Raw genomic sequence first — 16,827 nt, 5'->3', positions numbered from 1 at the left:
CCCACAGCAACCTCACAGGTCCGACCCACGGGGCTCCCAGCAACCGGGCGGAGTCTGGCGACATGACACCGAGCCGTGCCTCCCTCGACCTGGCCGTACGCCGCGGGGCGAGCACCCTGCTGGCCGCCTCGCTGGCCCTGGTGACCTACTGGTGGATCGAGGGTGGCGGGCTCGGCGACCTCGGCGGCTGGGCCTCCGGGCTCACCTCCCTGGGCCGCTGGACCGGCCTCGTCGCCTCGGTGCTCCTGCTCGTCCAGGTGCTGCTGATGGCCCGGGTGCCGGTGCTGGAGCGCGCGTACGGGCAGGACCGCCTGACCCACGTGCACCGCACGGTCGGGTTCACGTCGTTCAACCTGATGCTGGCGCACGTCGTGCTCATCACCTGGGGGTACGCCGCGGGGTCGCTGCTGCGGTGGCCGGCCGAGCTGTGGGACCTCACCCGCTCCTACCCGGCCATGCTGCTGGCCGACGCCGGCTTCGTGGCTCTGGTGCTGGTGGTGGTCACCAGCGTCCGCGCGGCGAGGAAGAAGCTGCGCTACGAGTCGTGGCACCTGCTCCACCTCTACGCCTACCTCGGCGCCGGGCTGGCCCTGCCGCACCAGCTGTGGACCGGGCAGGAGCTGGTCTCCTCGACCGGCCGCGCCGTATTCTGGTGGACCGCGTGGGGCCTCGCCACGGCCTCCGTGCTCCTGTGGCGCGTCGCGCTGCCCGTGACACGCAACCTGCGGCACCAGCTGCGGGTCGAGGAGGTCGTCGAGGAGGAGCCCGGCGTGGTCTCGGTCGTCGTGACCGGCCGCCGCCTCGACCGGCTGAAGGTCCAGGGCGGGCAGTGGCTGAGCTGGCGCTTCCTGGGTCGCGACGGGTGGTCGCGCGCCAACCCCTACTCGCTGTCCGCGGCCCCCGACGGGCGCCGCCTGCGGATCACCGTGCAGTCGGTGGGCGACGGCAGCGGCTCGACCGCGACCCTCACGCGCGGCAGCCGGGTGCTCGTCGAGGGCCCCTACGGCCGGCTGAGCCCCCGCAGCCGGCACGGCGACAAGGTGGCCCTCATCGGCGCCGGCGTCGGGTCGGCCCCGCTCGTCGCGCTGGCGGAGGAGCTGGCCCCCGCCGGCGACGTGGTCGTGCTGCACCGCTCGAGCGGCCCGGGGGCGTTCACCGACGACCTGCGTCGCCTCGCCGCCCGCGGCGTGCGGGTCATGCACCTGCCCGGTCGGCGCCGGGGCCCCGACTCGTGGCTGGGCGACGCCCACGTCGGCCGCTACAGCGACCTGGCCGCCCTGCGGCACTGGGTCCCCGACATCGCGCGCCGCGACGTCTACGTCTGCGGCCCCGAGCCGTGGGCGGACCTCGTCGTCGCCGACCTGCGCCGGGCCGGCGTCCCCGAGACCCACATCCACGTCGAAGCATTCGGCTGGTGACGAGATGGAGATGGTGACGAGATGAGACGGATCGTCCTGTGGTTCGCGAGCACGGCCGTCGTGCTGATGCTGCTCGCCGGCTACCACACCTCCTTCGCCGGACCGCTGGCCACGCACAGCACCATCTCGGCCTACAGCGCCGGGACACTGGCCGACCCCGCCACCTCGGGGGCGTCACCGTCCCCGGCGTCGGGGTCCGCAGGGTCGGGATCCGGTTCGACCGGCAGCGGCTCGACCAGCAGTGGTTCGACCGGCAGTGGTTCGACCGGCAGCGGCTCGACGGGCAGTGGCTCGAGCAGCAGTGGCTCGACCAGCACGACCGTCACCGGCGACACCGTCCAGACCCAGTGGGGCCCGGTGCAGGTCGCGGTCAACGTCGCGGGCTCGAAGATCACCGGCGTCTCGGTGCTGCAGTACCCCGCCAGCAACGGGACGGACGCCCAGATCAACGGCTATGCCCTGCCGATCCTGGTCGACGAGACCATGAGTGCCCAGAGTGCCGACATCGACATGGTGAGCGGCGCGACGTACACCAGCAACGGCTACCAGCAGTCGCTGCAGAGCGCGCTGGACCGGGCAGGGCTGTGAGCACCGCGCGTACGACGCCCCGGCCGCCCACCCGGCCGCAGGCATGGCGCGACGTGGTGCAGGTGATGGGACTGCCCGTCAGCGTGGCCCTGCGCGGCCGGCACGCCGGCGACGAGGTCGCCCGGGCGGCCTGGCGACGCGCACAGGCCGACCTCCGTGCGGCCGACGCGATGTTCAGCCGCTACCGCGTCGACTCGTGGGTGAGCCGGCACAACGCGGGTCTGGCCGACCCGGCGGACGCACCGCCGGAGGTGCGTGAGGTCCTGGCGCTGGCGGAGGCGGCGCGCACCGCCTCCGGCGGGGCGTTCGACGTACGACGCCCGGGTCCGGACGGTCGCACCGTGCTCGACACGGACGGCGTCGTGAAGGGGTGGGCGGTGCACCGGGCGGCGCGTCACCTGACCGCCCTGCCGGGGACCGACGCCTGCCTCGGGGGAGGAGGCGACCTCGTGTGCTGGACCGCCGACCCCGAGGGCGAGCCGTGGCTGATCGGGATCGAGGACCCGCACGATCCCACGCGCCTGGTCGCGCAGGTGCCGTGCCGCCGCGGGGCCGTCGCCACGTCCGGGACGGCGCACCGCGGCCAGCACGTCGTGGACGCGCGCACCGGCCGACCGCCCTCCGGCGTCGCCTCCGTGACCGTGGTGGCCCCCGACCTGGTGGCCGCGGACGTCGACGCCACCGCCGCCTTCGCCCACGGCCCCGGAGCTCTCAGCTGGCTGCGGACCCGACCTGACCGCGGCGGGCTCGTCGTCTGGGCCGACGGAGGCACCGACCTCGTCCGATGAGGGTCAGGTCGTCGTGGCCGCACCGGGCCCGCCCGGGACCCGCAGCGGCAGCCGGTTGCCCCCGATCGGGTTCGCCTCGGCCACGACGTCCATCGCATCGATGATGTTGCGCAGGTTGATGATGAGCGCACCGTAGATCGGCCACTCGGCCGAGCGCTCCGTCGTACGCAGCTCGTCGGTGAACGCCTCCAGCCGTCGGCGCACCTCGTGGAAGGCGTCGGGGTCGGCGTCGGCGGCGGCCCGCCCCGTGTCGCCGAGCATCTCGATCCACGGCACGGCGAAGGCGTCGCCCCACGTCTCCTTGTGGGCCGACTGGCCGCCGAGGGTGCGGGCGAGGCTGCGGGTCTCGGCGACGGACTGCTCCATGCGTCGCAACAACCCGTGCCACTGCTCGGGATTCTTCATCGGGCGGGCCGAGCGGCGCGGGTTCATCCGGGCGCTCTCCTGCGCCTGGCGCACCAGCGCCCACGCCTGGTCCACCTCGCCGTCGAGGTCCCGGCTGCGATCGATCCAGGCGTCGACGTCCTCGTCCTGGCAGCCGTCGCCGAGGCCGCCCGCCATGTCGACCAGCAGGGCCCCGATCTCGTCGTCGATGCGGTCCAGGGCCCTGGCGGCCGTGTGCCGGCGCAGCGGCGGCCACACGATCACGTTGACCAGCAGCCCGACCGCGACACCGATGGCGGTGTCGAGCAGCCGCGAGATGAGCATGACGTCGCTCTCGAAGCCGGTGGTGAGCACCACCAGCCCGGTGGTGGCGATGGTCGTGGCCTCGGCCCCGAGCCACGGGACGGCGCCGAGCAGGAGGGCCACCACGAGGAGCAGGGTGATCGCGCCGGTGGTGAGCCCGAAGGTCTCACCGACGATGGTGGCCAGGATCACCGCCACCACGGTGGCCGCGACCTGCTGGGTGCCCTTGGAGAACGTGCGGTAGACGGTCGCGTGCACGACGAGCAGCGCGGACCACGGGGCCAGGAAGGGCTGCGGCAGGTCCAGCACGCTGGCCGCCACGACCCAGGCGGTGACGGCCGCGAGCACCGTCTTGGCCAGCTGCAGGACGTCGTTCCACCAGATCGGGTCGCTGATGCGCTCGTCGACGCGCTGCCTCAACTTCGTGCTCATCCGGTCGACCCTACGGACAACCGGGCCCCAGGGCCCATCAGCGGAACGCGCAACCGGACTGCAGGCCCAGCCTGCGGAAGACGATCGCGGCGGGGCAGACCCCGGTGACGGCGGACTGGAGGAGGTTGAGGCCGACGAAGGCGGTGAGCAGCAGCCACCACGTCGAGACGAACGCGCTGAGCAGCACGCTCACGAGGATGACGGTGCCGGCCAGGGAGAGGACGGCGCGGTCGACGTTCATGGGGGTCTCCGATCGGCGGAGGGTGGGGGAACGCTCGGGGGACGGCGTCCCCCCACCCGGTCAGGGGGTCAGCGGCCGAAGATCTTCGAGAGGAAGCCACCGCCGGAGCCGGCGGCCGCCTTCTCAGCCGGAGTGTGCTGGCCGTTGCACCACTCCTGCGCGGGGACGCCCGCCTTGACCTGGCTGACGTGCTGGCCGCAGCCGGCCCACGTGGTCTTGTTGCAGGTCTTGCATCGGACTGCTCGGCACATGGTGTGCTCCGTTCTGTGAGGGGTTGTGGGGTGTTCTGGAAGGGAGGATCAGCCGTGGGAGAAGGTGATCTTCGGCAGCACCCGCGTCAGCCAGCGAGGGCTCCACCACGCGGCCCGGCCGGTGAGGCGCAGCATGACGGGCAGCAGCACCAGGCGGACGAGGAACGCGTCGAGCAGCACCGCCACGCCGAGCACGATGCCCATCTCCTTGGGCGGCAGCGGACCGGACAGGGCGAAGGTGAAGAACACTGCGACCATGACCGCGCCGGCGGCGAAGATCACCCGGCCGGAGTGGGCCAGCGACCCGACCATCGCCTCGCGGGGATCGCCGGAGCGCTCGTAGTGCTCCTTGGCCGAGGCCAGCAGGAAGACCGTGTAGTCCATCGCGATGGCGAAGATCATGGCGAAGAAGAACACCGGTGCCCAGGCGTCGAGGAAGCCCTGGGACTCGAACCCGAGGAACCCGGCGCCGTACCCCTCCTGGAAGACCAGGCGGGCGACGCCGAAGGCGGCACCGGTCGACAGCAGGCTGGCCAGGGTGCCGAGCAGCGAGATGAGCGGGGCCTGGAGGGCGACCAGGAGGAGCAGGAAGCCGAGCGCGAGCACGACACCGATCACCAGCGGGGTCGACTCGTCGAGCTGGGCCTTGAGGTCGAGGTTCTCCACCGCGGCACCGCCGACCTGTGCCGACTCCGGCAGCTCGGCGCGCAGCCGTTCGACCGTCGTGCCGAGCTCGGGGTCGGAGGGGTCGACCGTCGGGACGGCCTGGATGAGCACCAGGTCGCTGCCGTCGGCGGCAGGCTGTGCGGGCATGGCGCCGGCGATGCCGTCGTCGTCGGCGAGGGCTGCGGTGGTGGCCTTCGCGTCGGACGTCTTCGCGATCACCTGGAGGGTGCCGGGGGCGCCGTCACCGAAGGCGTCCTTGACCTGGTCGTAGCCGACGCGTGCGCTCGCGTCCTCGGGCAGCACCTGGATGGACGGCATCGCGGTCCGCAGGCCGAGGACGGGTGCGGCCAGGGCGAGCAGCACGACGAGGGAGGCGAGGCCGAAGGCGATGGGGCGCTTCCACAGTCGCTCGCCCCAGGCCGCGAACTTCGCCGAGCGGTGCTCGCCGGTGTGCACCCACTTCAGGGCCAGCTTGTTGATCCGGTGGTCGAGCTTGAAGAGCACCAGGGGGAGCAGGGTCAGGGTGGCGGCGAGCACGAAGGTCACCGCGAGCATGATCCCGCCCGCCATCGAGCGGAAGGAGGGCGACGGCACGAGCATGACGGCGCTCAGCGAGACGAGCACGGTGATCCCGGACAGCAGCACCGCCTTGCCGGCCGTGTCCATGGTCTCGGCGATCGCCTGCCGTGGCGTCTCGTGGTGGCCCATGCGGGCGGCCCGGAAGCGCACCACCAGGAAGAGCGCGTAGTCGATGCCGAGCGCGAGGGCGAACATCATCGCGAAGTTCATCGCCCAGATGGAGACCGGCACGAGCTCGTTGATCAGGACCAGCGAGCCGGCCGAGGCGACCAGGCCGGCCAGGGTCAGGATCAGCGGGAGCCCGGCCGCGACCAGGGCCCCGAAGGCGAGCACGAGGATCGCGAGAGTGACGGGCCAGGAGAACATCTCCGACGTCAGCATCGCGTCGAGGTTGGCCTCGTTGAAGTCCGACCAGAGCAGCGAGGCGCCGGTCGGGTTGACCTCCACGCCGTCACCGGAGAGGGCCTCGAGCTCGCCCTTGAGGTCGTCGGCGACCCGGACCATCTCGTTGGGGTCGGCGCCGGCGCCGGCCAGGATCACGGCCGTCTCGCCGTCCTGGCTCAGCGTGGCCCCGGACTGCGGGGCGATCACCTCGGCGATGCGGGGCTCGTCCTCGAGCAGGGCGGTCGCCTCGCTGAGCACGGCCTTCCCTCGGCCCTCGGTCACCGGGCCGTCGGTGCTGTGCACGACGACCTGGATGGCCGAGCTGGCGTTGCCGCCGAAGCTCTCCTGCGCGACCTCGCGCACCGCGACCGACTCCGAGCCGTCGGCCTGCCAGCCGGCACCCGAGAGGTTCGCCTCGACCTTGGGTGCGAAGGCACCGAGGCCGACGATCAGCAACAGCCACACGACCGCGGTGAGCCGGCGGTGGTGGGTGACCCACACGCCGAGGCGGCCGAGCGGGCCGGGCTGGTAGCCGAGGCCGTCGGGGTCCGGACGGGCAGCGTGGCGGCGGGATGCCGTCGACGTCATGGAGGAGCTCCTTGTGTCGGGGGTGTGCGTGTGTCGGGGGTGTGCGGAAGTCAGGTCAGGCGGGTCAGGCGGGTCAGACGAGGGCGGGCAGGGCCTGGACGGCGGTGTACGCCGCGACGGCGAGCACGAGCCCGGTGAAAGCGGCAGAGAGGCGACGCGTGTCGACCCGGTCGGCGACGCGGGCGCCGACCACGGCCGACACGGCGGCGGCCGCGGTGAGCGCGACGACGGGCCACCAGTCGGGGGCGACGCCGCTGCCGGCACGGGCCAGCAGCGCCACACCGCTCGTCAGGGTGATGACGACGAGCGAGGTGCCGGCGGCGTACTCCATCGGCAGGCTGAGCGCCACCAGCAGGGCCGGCACGACCAGGAAGCCGCCGCCCACCCCGAGGAAGCCGGTGAGCAGCCCGACCGCCGTCGCGGTGACGACGACCTTGAGGGCCCGCGGGCACTGGCAGGCGAAGGTCGGGCTGAAGGTGATGATCGGGTCGTCCAGCTCCGGGCGCCGGGCCGGCCGCTCGGCGGGGTCGGCCCGGCGCCCGCGCCACTGCCGCACCGCCAGCAGGGTGCCGACGGCGAGCATGAGCACCGCGAACGCGCCCAGCAGCACCGCCTCGGGGACGGCGGCCGACGCCCGTGCCCCGATGACCGCCCCGCCCGTCGCGACCAGCCCGAAGGCCACGCCGCGGGCGAGCAGGACGTTGCCCGCGCGGTGCGCGGTGACGGCGCCCACGAGCGAGGTCACCCCGACCACCACCAACGATCCGGTGGTGGCCTGGGCCGGGCTCTGGTCCAGGGCGTAGACCAGCACCGGGACCGCCAGGATCGAGCCACCTCCGCCGAGCGCACCCAGGCTGAGCCCGATGAGCGCGCCGGCGACGAGGGCCACGACCAGCGTGGCGGAAGCGGTGCCGAGGAGCGTCACGCCTCGGGCCCCACCAGGTGGAGTCCGACCTGCTCGGCGTTGTCGAACGAGTCGTCGATGGCGACGAGCGAGCGTCCGGCGGCGTCGAGCATCGAGGCCGCCACGGAGGCGCGGTAGCCGCCGGCGCAGTGCACCCACACCTCGCCCGCGGGCACCTCGGCGAGGCGGTCCCAGAGCTCGTGGAGCGGGATGTTGACCGCGCCGTCGATGCGGGCGGCGTCGTGCTCGTCGGCACGACGCACGTCCAGGACGACCACCTCGCGGTGGTGACGGACCTGGGCCAGGTCGGCGAAGGTCGCCGTGGCGAACGAGCTCAGCTCGCCCTCGCTCCAGTCCTCCGGCGTGCCGGTGGCGTGGGCGGCGGGGCGCTCGATGCCGATCCGGACCAGCTCGCGCTGGGCGTCTGCGACGTCCTCGGCGGTCTCGCCGAGGAGCGTGATCGGAGTGCCCCAGGCGACCAGCCAGCCGAGGTACGTCGCGAAGCCGCCGTCGAGCCCGAAGTTGAGGGTGCCGGGCGCGTGGCCGGCCGCGAACGCCGTACGGCTGCGCAGGTCCACGACCCACTCGCCGGCCTCGATACGCCGCCGCAGCTCGGCGGCGTCGGCGAGGGCGGGCGGGGACAGGTCGGGCTCGGACGGACCGGCGGCGTTGGCCGGGGCCATGTGGGCGTAGTAGGCCGGCCACGGGCCGAGGCCGGCCAGCAGCTCGTCGACGTAGGTCTGCTCGTCCTGGGTCAGGACGGGGTTGGCCTGCTTCTCCCGGCCGATGGTCGACGACGTCGCATCGGACTGGGTGGCCGAGCAGAAGGAGCCGAAGCCGTGGGTCGGGAAGACCCCCGCGTCGTCGGGCAGCAGGTCGGCCAGCCGGTGCGCCGACGCGTGCTGGTGGCGCACCAGGTCGTGGGTGTGCTCGGGACCGAGGAGGTCCGGGCGACCTGTGGCGCCGTACAGCAGGGAGCCACCGGAGAAGACGCCGACCGACTGGTCGAGTCCCGCGCCGGTGTCCGTCAGGGCGTAGGAGAGGTGGGTGAACGTGTGGCCGGGGGTTGCCAGCGCGGTGACGCGCATACGTCCACCCACCTCGACGACCTGCCCGTCCGCCAGTGGGGTGCGGATGAAGGACACGTCGTCCTCGCCGTTGACGAGGTACTGGGCACCGGTGCGCTGCGCGAGGGCGAAGCCTCCGGTGACGTAGTCGTTGTGGATGTGGGTCTCGAAGACATGGGTGAGGCGCACGCCGTGCTCGTCGAGCAGGACGAGGACGCGGTCGATGTCGCGCTGCGGGTCGACCACGAACGCCACCTCGCCGTCGTGCACGAGGTAGCTGCGGTCGCCGAGCGTGGGCGTCTCGATCGGGACGATGGTGAGGTCGGCCATCACAGACCCACCCCCACCGAGCGACCCGACTCGATCCAGCCCCGGGTCCCGCCGGCCACGGACACGGCGTCGAAGCCGGACGCGACGAGGAGGTCGGTCATCGCCTTCGAGCGGTTGCCCGAGGCGCAGATGACGTGGACGCGGGCCGTGCGGTCGATCTCGTCGAGCCGGGAGGCCAGCTGGCCCATGGGCACGAGGATCGCGCCGGGCACGTGCGCCTGGGCGTACTCCGCCCGCTCGCGGACGTCGACGGTCACGCCGGAGTCGCGCTCGGCGGCGTACGCCTCGATCGAGATCTCGGGAGTGCGTGGGGTCATGCGAAATACCCTAGGGGGTATCCGTCCGATATCCAAAACACCCCCGGGGGTATGCTTCGGGACATGGACTACACCCTCAGCACGACGCTCGCGCTGCCGTACGACGACGCGGTCGCCGCGACGCGGGAGGCGCTGGCCGACCAGGGCTTCGGCATCCTCACCGAGATCGACCTGGCCGCCACCATGAAGGCCAAGCTCGACGTCGACCTGCCGCCCCAGGTGATCCTGGGCGCGTGCCGCCCGCCGCTGGCCTACGAGGCGATCCAGGTGGATCCCTCGATCGCGGCGGTGCTGCCCTGCAACGTGGTCGTCCGCTCGGTGGACGAGGGCACCACGGTCGTGGAGGCCTTCGACCCGGCGGTCATGATGGGCATGTCCGACCACGCCGCCCTCGCGAGCGTGGCCACCGACGCCCGCGCACGCATCTCCGCGGCCCTCGCCGCGCTCACCCAGGAGGACTGATGGAGCTCGACCCCACCGAGATGACCCCCGTCATCAACCGCATCAAGCGCGCCCAGGGGCAGCTCGCGGGCGTGCTGCGCCTGCTCGAGGAGGGCCGCGACTGCGAGGACGTCGTCACCCAGCTCGCCGCGGTCTCCAAGGCGCTCGACCGGGCCGGCTTCGCCATCGTCGCCAGCGGCCTGCAGCAGTGCCTGACCGCCGGCGACGGCATCGACTCCGTGGACGTCAAGAAGATGGAGAAGCTCTTCCTCTCCCTGGCCTGAGGTGTCCGTGGCGAGTGCCACAGTGGGGACATGTCTCGGAGACAGCAGGACCCGCGCGAGCAGGTGCGGGCCCAGCCCCGCCGCTTCTACGACGGCGGCGTGCTGCCGGTCGGGGACCGGGTGGGCCTGCCACCGGACCCCGCCCACGACCCGCGCATCGTGCTCGAGCGCCACGACGAGGCAGGCCTGGAGGTGTTCAGCCTCGAGCGGCGGATCGCGTACGACGACCGCCACCTCGGCGAGATCCTCGTCCCGGCGACGACCGACTTCCGCACCGACCTGACCTCGACGCCCGCCCTCTTCACCTGGCTGGTGCCCAAGACCGGCGCCCACCTGCCGGCCGCCCTGGTCCACGACGCCCTGGTCGCGGGCGGCGGCGACCCGTCGTACGACTCGACCGAGGGGCACGTGATCGACCGGGTGGAGGCCGACCGGGTCTTCCGCGACGCGATGGCCGACACCGGCACCGGGGTCGTCCGGCGCTGGATCGTCTGGTCGGCGGTGACCGCGGCGACGATCTTCGTGGGCGGCGGCCTCACCGCGGCGTCCGGGTGGTCGCCGCTGCGGCGGTGGGCGCAACGCGTCGGCGCCGGTGCGTCGATCGCGGTGATCGTCTACCTCGGCTACTGCGCGACCGGAGACCTGTTCGACCGGGACTGGCCGCTGGCGTGGGCCGTGCCGTGGATGGGGGAGCGGCCATGGTGGCAGGAGGTGCTCGGCGGCCTCTCCGGGGCGGTGGTGGTCCCGCTTGTGCTGAGCCTGCTGTGGGGTCGCTTCCGGATGGCCGGGGCGATCGCGGGGGTGATGCTCGCCGTGCTGCTGCACGTCACCGTCGGGCTGGCCGCGATCTCGCTGGGCTACCAGCTCTCGGAGCGCCTCGCCGCCCACGCCCCCCGCGTGGCCCGGGCGGTCGCCGTGGGCGTCGCCGGCGGCGCGGTGGTGGTCTTCGGGTGGTTCACGCTGGGTTGAACGGCGCGAGCGTGTCGGCCACGCCGCCACGCTGCCGCGCGGGCAGGGCTCACCGCTGGGTGAGGCCCACCTCCGCCAGCCAGCGGGCGGCGAAGGTGTCCCGTGGCAGGTCCTGGGTGACGAGGTCGACGCCGGTGTGGAAGGCGACGACCAGCAGGCCCAGCGCGCCCGCGCCGACGACCACGCCACGGACCCGGTGCGGCACCCGGTCCCGGGCCGTGCGGGACGCCTGCTGGGCGCGGTGCCACCACCCCGTGACGGACGCGGTCACGACCGCGGAGACGATGCTCGCGAAGACCGCGCCGAGCACGGTCCCCACGATCCCGAGGCGGGAGCTCAGCACCGTCGCGGCGGCGGCCGCCACGGCGCCGCCCACCACCTGGGGCAGGGACAGGTCGAGGGAGGGCTGCGGTCCGGGTTCGGTCATCTCAGGGGCACCAGGGTCGGGGACGGGCGTTCCGTCGTACGACGCTCCCGGAGCGCGGGGTGTTCCCCGACGTGAGCCGACTCACGGGCGCGGCCCGTTGGCGGAGTCGTCAGCGCAGGGCGTACGTCGCGACCGAGACGCCGACGTAGTGCGTCACGAAGGCCAGGATCGTGAAGGTGTGGAACACCTCGTGGAAGCCGAACCAGCGCGGCCACGGGTTGGGCCGCTGGGTGCCGTAGACGACGCCGCCGATCGTGTAGAGCGCCCCGCCTGCTGCGATCAGCGCCATCACAGCGGTGCCGGTGCCGGCGCCGTACCGGTCCATGGCGCCGCTGATGAAGTCGCCGAAGAAGAAGACCGGCGCCCAGCCGAGCGCGATGTAGATCGGGGCGGAGAGCCAGCGCGGCGCGCCCTTCCAGAAGACCTTCATCAGCACGCCGGCGATCGCGCCGCCCCAGCAGATCGCCAGCATGGTCCACCGGTCGCGGCCCTCGAGGAGCAGGAGGGCGAACGGCGTGCAGGAGCCCGCGATGAGCACGAAGATGTTGGAGTGGTCGAAGCGCTTGAGCCGCGAGTGGGTGCTCGGTGACCAGGTGCCGCGGTGGTAGACCGCGGAGACCGTGAAGAGGATCAGGGCCGAGGCCGCGAAGACGGCCGAGCCGACGCGGGTGGTGGCGTCGGGGGAGAGCACGATCAGGACGATGCCCGCCGCGAGGGTGAGGGGGGCGGTGGCCAGGTGCAGCCAGCCCCGCAGGTGCGGCTTGACGTCGGCGATCGCCTCGTGGATCGCCTCCGTGGCGCCGTCAACGCGCTCGTGGAGCCCGTCGAGTCGGTGGCGGATGACGTCGTTCATGCCCCGAAACTACCCGCAGGCACCTCAGACGTCACTGTCGAGAGGCTCGGGCGGCCCCGCGGACGCGTCCCTCAGGCGATCTCGTGGTCGTCCGGCGAGCCGTCCCGCTCGTCCTCGTCGCCGTGGGTGAAGAAGGAGAACGAGCCGTCCGTCTCGAGCACGCACAGCTCGATGTCGCTCAGGCGGCGGATGCCCTGCTGACGCGCCGCCTCCTGGACGTCCTGGATGGTCATCCGCTCCCCGGCGAGGGTGTCGAGCAGCGGCTCCCCGTCGCGTACGACGATGCGGGCGCGACCTGCCAGCCACGGCCGGAACCGGGGGTGGTGGAAGGCCAGGGAGTTCAGCGCCAGACCGGCGACCGAGAAGGTCGCCACCGCGATCACCGCGGCGGTCACCGAGTAGTCCTCCTGCAGGATCCCCTGGCTGACCAGGTCGCCGACGGTGACCAGCAGGATCATGTCGAACGCGGAGAGCTGGGCGACCTCGCGCTTGCCGCCGACGCGGACGACGAGCCACAGGAACAAGAAGATCGCCAGCGACCGGATGAGGATGTCCATCAGGGCATCCTCCAGCTCGTGAAGGACGCCGAGACGACCGGCTCGTCCTCGACGAGGACGCTGACCTGGCAGTCGTCGGTCTCGCCGAACTGTCCGGGCGACACGCGGGCGTCCAGGCTCATCTCCAGCGTCGTCCCGGACGGCGGCGGGTCGAGCTCGTAGATGATCCACGGCGGGACGGTCGTCTCGGCCGCAGGGTTGGGGTACCAGTTCTGGAAGTCGAGGTCGTTGAAGAACTCGTCGCAGAACCGGACCTGCACGGTGTCGCCGAAGCCGGCGGTCGCGTCGATCGTGACGTGCAGGGGAGCGGGCTGGCCGGCCCGGGTCACCTGGGGGTACTCCACCGTGAGCGTGTAGCCGCCGCTCCGCGCGGTGACGTCGCCACGGCGCGGACCGAGCAGGTCGAAGGCGGACAGCACGACGACGAGCACCAGCAGCCCGACCCCCGCCCGGCGGAACCAGCGGCCCCGCCGCCGAGGTGGGGTGTCGCGCAGTCCGGCGGTGGTGTCGTCCGTCGCGGGCATGGGGTCCTCGACTGCCGGCGGACGCAGGGATCGATCGGGCACGGCGACACCCTAGGGCCCGGTTAGGATCGTCGACGTGGCGAAGTGGAAGGACGCGGTGCGTCGGGTGCTCTACCCGGCCTACGAGCACCGGGTCGCGAAGTTCCTCCCCGCCGATCGTGTCCCCGAGCACATCGGCGTCATGCTCGACGGCAACCGCCGCTGGGCCAAGGCGGTGGGCCTCGACACGGCCGGCGGCTACCAGGCCGGGGCCGACAACATCTTCCCGCTCCTCGGCTGGTGCGAGGAGGTCGGCGTCAAGGTCGTGACGCTGTGGCTGCTCTCCAGCGACAACCTCACGAACCGCCCGCCGGAGCAGATGGCCGGACTGCTGCAGATCATCGAGGGCGCGGTCGAGTCGCTGGCCGCCACGGGTCGCTGGCGCATCCACCCCGTCGGAGCCCTCGACCTGCTCCCGGCCAGCACCGCGCAGAAGCTCAAGGACGCCGACGACCAGACCCGCGACGTCGACGGGATCCTGGTCAACATCGCCGTCGGGTACGGCGGGCGCCGCGAGATCGCGGACGCCGTACGGTCGCTGCTCCAGGAGCACGCCGCGCGCGGGACCTCGCTGGAGGAGCTGGCCGACGTCATCGACGTGGACCACATCGCCGACCACCTCTACACCAAGGGCCAACCCGACCCGGACCTCGTCATCCGCACGTCGGGCGAGCAGCGGCTCGGCGGGTTCCTGCTGTGGCAGTCCGCGCACTCGGAGTTCTACTTCTGCGAGGCGCTGTGGCCCGACTTCCGGCGCGTGGACTTCCTCCGGGCCATCCGCGCGTACGCCGAGCGCGAGCGCCGCTTCGGCTCCTGACGTCACTCCCGACGACAGGGCGGGCGCGGGCACCCCGGGTGCGGTAACACAGCGTTCACCCCGCGTTCTGGCGTGTCGCTGCCGAACGGCTTCGGGCCGGGCGTACTTTCGGCCTCATCGGCGGGTGGGGAAGCCCGCTGAATCGGGAGGCAGCTGTGGGAGTCACGCACCACTTCGAGGAGCCGTCCGGTCCATGAGTTGAACAGGACCGGGTGTGGTGCGTCGCGCCGGTCCGATAGGGGTAGGCACTCCGTGAGCTCGAACAAGCAGGTCAGCCAGAACCGCACGTATGTCCTCGACACCAGCGTCCTGCTGGCCGATCCCGGCGCCCTGCGCCGCTTCGCGGAGCACGAGGTAGTCCTCCCGGTGGTCGTCATCACCGAGCTCGAGGGCAAGCGCCACCACCCGGAGCTCGGGTTCTTCGCGCGCACCGCGCTGCGCAGCCTCGACGAGCTGCGCATCGAGCACGGGCGCCTCGACGAGCCGGTCCCGGTCGGGGACGAGGGCGGCACCGTGCGCGTCGAGCTCAACCACACCGACCCGGCGCTGCTGCCCTCGGGCTTCCGCCTCGGCGACAACGACACCCGGATCCTCGCGGTGGCGCGCAACCTCGCCGACGAGGGGCACCTGGTCACGCTCGTCTCCAAGGACCTGCCGCTGCGCATCAAGGCCTCCGCCGTCGGTCTCGACGCCGAGGAGTACCGCGCCGAGGCGATCAGCGACTCCGACACCGGCTACACCGGCATGGCCGAGCTCGAGGTGACCTCCGGGGAGCTCGACGAGCTGTACGACGACGGGGTCGTCGACCTCGCCCAGGCGCGTGACCTGCCCTGCCACAACGGCCTCGTCCTGCTCTCCGACCGGGGTACGGCGCTGGGCCGGGTGGGTCCGGACAAGCAGGTGCACCTGGTGCGCGGGGACCGCGAGGCGTTCGGCATCCACGGTCGCTCCGCCGAGCAGCGGATCGCCCTGGAGATGCTCCTCGACCCCGAGGTCGGCATCGTCTCGCTCGGCGGCCGGGCCGGCACCGGCAAGTCCGCGCTCGCCCTGTGTGCCGGCCTGGAGGCCACCCTCGAGCGGGGCCTGCACAAGAAGGTCGTCGTCTTCCGCCCGCTCTTCGCCGTCGGAGGACAGGAGCTCGGCTACCTGCCGGGCTCGGAGTCGGAGAAGATGTCGCCGTGGGGCCAGGCGGTCTTCGACACCCTCGGCGCCCTCACCACTCCCGACGTCATCGACGAGGTGATGGACCGGGGCATGCTCGAGGTGCTTCCGCTCACCCACATCCGTGGGCGGTCGCTGCACGACGCGTTCGTCATCGTCGACGAGGCCCAGTCGCTGGAGCGCAACGTGCTGCTCACGGTGCTGTCGCGGATCGGTGCCAACTCCAAGGTGGTGCTGACCCATGACGTCGCCCAGCGCGACAACCTGCGGGTGGGGCGCCACGACGGCATCGTGGCGGTCATCGACAAGCTCAAGGGCCACCCGCTCTTCGCCCACGTCACCCTGACCCGGTCCGAGCGCTCGCCGATCGCCGCGCTCGTCACCGAGATGCTGGAGAACGTCACGCTCTGACGCACCGCCACCGGAGTCCGGCTCGCGCCCACGTCCCGGGCGCGAGCCGGACTGCGTCCCGGGTCCTGTCGTGCCGCTCCCCGGGCCCCGGCACTGCCGGCTGGGGGCGTGCGATCGGTCACGATGGGCGCCCGTGGTGGGGCTGGCGTGACTCGTGTGACCTCGGTGACTCGTGAGGCTCGGATCTCGTGGAAAACGGCACGAGTTCGGCCGTTTGGTTTGCATGGTCTCCCGCGCTCCTGCATGGTTGCCCGTGATCGTTTCGTGATCTCGATCCCCCTGTCCGCCTGTCTCCCCCCACTCTCGACAGGCCGCGACATCGTCCTGCCCTCTACCCCCCCCCCGGTGAGCTCCCCTGTGCCCCTGAAGTCCGCGTCGAAGCCCGAGAAGCACGTCCCCCGACACCGCGCCCCCGGCAAGCACAAGGCGGGTCCCTCCGTCCCTGCCCGGCTGGTGCGCACCTCCCTGGTCCTCACCGGCGTCGCCGCCGCGGTGACCGGCGTGAGCGTGTCCGGCGGCATGCTGGGCACGCCGACCGGCACTGCTGCGGGTGACCTCGCCTCGGCCGCCGTGGGTGGAGTCGCCGTCGCCTCCGCCGACTCCGACAACAGTGCGCTCGAGCGCCGCGAGTCCGTCGTACCCGTGTCCCGCTCGGACCGCCGCGGCGCCACCGACGCGACCAAGCGCGCCGCGCTCTCCGTCGCCGAGGGTCCCGCCGTCACCCGCACCGAGGACCTGTCCAGCGCGGACCCGCGCGACATCGCCAAGGCGCTGCTGCCGCAGTTCGGCTTCGACGCCTCGCAGTTCTCCTGCCTCGACTCCCTCTACATGAGCGAGTCCGGCTGGCGCATCGACGCCGACAATCCCAGCTCCTCGGCGTACGGCATCCCGCAGGCGCTCACCCAGCTGCACGACCTGCCGGCCGACTACATGACCTCGGCCGAGACGCAGATCCGCTGGGGCCTGGGCTACATCCAGGACACCTACGGCACCCCGTGCAGCGCCTGGTCCTTCAAGGCCGGCAACGGCTGGTACTGAGCCAGACGGCTCGAGCGGGGGGCACAACCTGGGCAGTTCGCGACAGGTGCGGGCTCGGCCCCGCGT

At 72.5% G+C, this 16,827-nt stretch carries 20 protein-coding genes; 9 read left to right on the top strand and 11 right to left on the bottom strand.

From position 1 onward, the window contains the following. Window positions 1-62 precede the first annotated feature (62 nt). From ASG94_RS05080 to ASG94_RS05070, 3 genes are read left to right on the top strand one after another with little or no spacing between them, the layout of a single operon-like run. Window positions 63-1,418, top strand: a complete 1,356-nt coding sequence (locus ASG94_RS05080; RefSeq protein ID WP_056925273.1) for a ferredoxin reductase family protein — start codon at window positions 63-65, stop codon at window positions 1,416-1,418. 21 nt (window positions 1,419-1,439) lie between these two features. Then, complete coding sequence (locus ASG94_RS05075) at window positions 1,440-2,006, top strand: FMN-binding protein (RefSeq protein ID WP_056925272.1); 567 nt, start codon at window positions 1,440-1,442, stop codon at window positions 2,004-2,006. Further along, on the top strand, window positions 2,003-2,794 hold the full coding sequence (locus ASG94_RS05070) for an FAD:protein FMN transferase (RefSeq protein ID WP_235537132.1): 792 nt from the start codon (window positions 2,003-2,005) through the stop codon (window positions 2,792-2,794). Before ASG94_RS05075 ends, ASG94_RS05070 begins: the two co-directional genes overlap by 4 nt. Window positions 2,795-2,797: 3 nt before the next feature. Here the strand turns inward: ASG94_RS05070 and ASG94_RS05065 are convergent, their stop codons facing one another. The 7 genes from ASG94_RS05065 to ASG94_RS05035 form a co-directional block, all read right to left on the bottom strand. After that, complete coding sequence (locus tag ASG94_RS05065; protein ID WP_056925271.1) at window positions 2,798-3,913, bottom strand: FUSC family protein; 1,116 nt, start codon at window positions 3,911-3,913, stop codon at window positions 2,798-2,800. Between the two features lie 37 nt (window positions 3,914-3,950). Next, entirely contained in the window at window positions 3,951-4,154 is a 204-nt protein-coding gene (locus ASG94_RS05060; protein ID WP_056925270.1) for a YgaP family membrane protein, read from the bottom strand. Window positions 4,155-4,222: 68 nt separating this feature from the next. Then, window positions 4,223-4,405: a hypothetical protein gene (locus tag ASG94_RS05055; protein ID WP_056925269.1), complete on the bottom strand. Its 183-nt coding sequence runs from the start codon at window positions 4,403-4,405 to the stop codon at window positions 4,223-4,225. Window positions 4,406-4,453: 48 nt separating this feature from the next. Next, window positions 4,454-6,622, bottom strand: a complete 2,169-nt coding sequence (locus tag ASG94_RS05050) for an MMPL family transporter (protein ID WP_056925268.1) — start codon at window positions 6,620-6,622, stop codon at window positions 4,454-4,456. Between the two features lie 73 nt (window positions 6,623-6,695). Beyond that, complete coding sequence (locus ASG94_RS05045) at window positions 6,696-7,547, bottom strand: sulfite exporter TauE/SafE family protein (protein ID WP_082623935.1); 852 nt, start codon at window positions 7,545-7,547, stop codon at window positions 6,696-6,698. Next, window positions 7,544-8,923, bottom strand: coding sequence for an MBL fold metallo-hydrolase (locus tag ASG94_RS05040; RefSeq protein ID WP_056925267.1), 1,380 nt, complete (start codon window positions 8,921-8,923; stop codon window positions 7,544-7,546). Before ASG94_RS05040 ends, ASG94_RS05045 begins: the two co-directional genes overlap by 4 nt. Then, entirely contained in the window at window positions 8,923-9,240 is a 318-nt protein-coding gene (locus tag ASG94_RS05035; protein ID WP_056925266.1) for a rhodanese-like domain-containing protein, read from the bottom strand. The genes ASG94_RS05040 and ASG94_RS05035 overlap by 1 nt, the downstream gene beginning before the upstream one ends. Window positions 9,241-9,303: 63 nt before the next feature. Between ASG94_RS05035 and ASG94_RS05030 the strand changes: the two genes are divergently transcribed. The 3 genes from ASG94_RS05030 to ASG94_RS05020 are packed head-to-tail and all read left to right on the top strand — an operon-like array spanning window position 9,304 to window position 10,934. Beyond that, the gene (locus ASG94_RS05030; RefSeq protein ID WP_056925265.1) at window positions 9,304-9,702 is read left to right on the top strand and encodes a DUF302 domain-containing protein; all 399 of its coding nucleotides are present in this window, start codon (window positions 9,304-9,306) and stop codon (window positions 9,700-9,702) included. Next, window positions 9,702-9,965, top strand: coding sequence for a metal-sensitive transcriptional regulator (locus tag ASG94_RS05025; protein ID WP_056925264.1), 264 nt, complete (start codon window positions 9,702-9,704; stop codon window positions 9,963-9,965). The genes ASG94_RS05030 and ASG94_RS05025 overlap by 1 nt, the downstream gene beginning before the upstream one ends. 30 nt (window positions 9,966-9,995) lie before the next feature. Further along, window positions 9,996-10,934 (top strand): DUF1353 domain-containing protein, encoded by a 939-nt coding sequence (locus ASG94_RS05020; protein ID WP_082623934.1) that lies wholly within the window; start codon window positions 9,996-9,998, stop codon window positions 10,932-10,934. Between the two features lie 49 nt (window positions 10,935-10,983). On the opposite strand, the gene ASG94_RS05015 is transcribed toward ASG94_RS05020, so the two are convergent. The 4 genes from ASG94_RS05015 to ASG94_RS05000 all read right to left on the bottom strand — a co-directional run bounded on the left by ASG94_RS05015 (window position 10,984) and on the right by ASG94_RS05000 (window position 13,337). Then, the gene (locus ASG94_RS05015) at window positions 10,984-11,361 is read right to left on the bottom strand and encodes a hypothetical protein (RefSeq protein WP_056925262.1); all 378 of its coding nucleotides are present in this window, start codon (window positions 11,359-11,361) and stop codon (window positions 10,984-10,986) included. 109 nt (window positions 11,362-11,470) lie between these two features. Further along, on the bottom strand, window positions 11,471-12,214 hold the full coding sequence (gene trhA / locus ASG94_RS05010) for a PAQR family membrane homeostasis protein TrhA (RefSeq protein ID WP_056925261.1): 744 nt from the start codon (window positions 12,212-12,214) through the stop codon (window positions 11,471-11,473). Window positions 12,215-12,285: 71 nt separating this feature from the next. After that, window positions 12,286-12,771 carry a DUF421 domain-containing protein gene (locus ASG94_RS05005; RefSeq protein ID WP_056925260.1) on the bottom strand — a complete coding sequence of 162 codons (486 nt, stop codon included), beginning with the start codon at window positions 12,769-12,771 and terminating at the stop codon, window positions 12,286-12,288. Beyond that, on the bottom strand, window positions 12,771-13,337 hold the full coding sequence (locus ASG94_RS05000; RefSeq protein WP_156411425.1) for a hypothetical protein: 567 nt from the start codon (window positions 13,335-13,337) through the stop codon (window positions 12,771-12,773). Before ASG94_RS05000 ends, ASG94_RS05005 begins: the two co-directional genes overlap by 1 nt. A gap of 34 nt (window positions 13,338-13,371) precedes the next feature. Between ASG94_RS05000 and ASG94_RS04995 the strand changes: the two genes are divergently transcribed. The 3 genes from ASG94_RS04995 (at window position 13,372) to ASG94_RS21610 (ending at window position 16,761) form a co-directional block, all read left to right on the top strand. Continuing rightward, window positions 13,372-14,151: an isoprenyl transferase gene (locus ASG94_RS04995; protein WP_056925258.1), complete on the top strand. Its 780-nt coding sequence runs from the start codon at window positions 13,372-13,374 to the stop codon at window positions 14,149-14,151. A 252-nt stretch (window positions 14,152-14,403) separates the two neighbouring features. Further along, complete coding sequence (locus ASG94_RS04990) at window positions 14,404-15,723, top strand: PhoH family protein (protein WP_056925257.1); 1,320 nt, start codon at window positions 14,404-14,406, stop codon at window positions 15,721-15,723. Between the two features lie 345 nt (window positions 15,724-16,068). Next, window positions 16,069-16,761: a lytic transglycosylase domain-containing protein gene (locus ASG94_RS21610; protein ID WP_156411424.1), complete on the top strand. Its 693-nt coding sequence runs from the start codon at window positions 16,069-16,071 to the stop codon at window positions 16,759-16,761. The last annotated feature ends 66 nt before the right edge of the window (window positions 16,762-16,827 follow it).

Origin of the sequence: Nocardioides sp. Soil805 (genome assembly GCF_001429625.1) — a bacterium.
GTDB lineage: Bacteria > Actinomycetota > Actinomycetes > Propionibacteriales > Nocardioidaceae > Nocardioides.
This window is presented reverse-complemented; position numbering and strand designations above follow the sequence as displayed.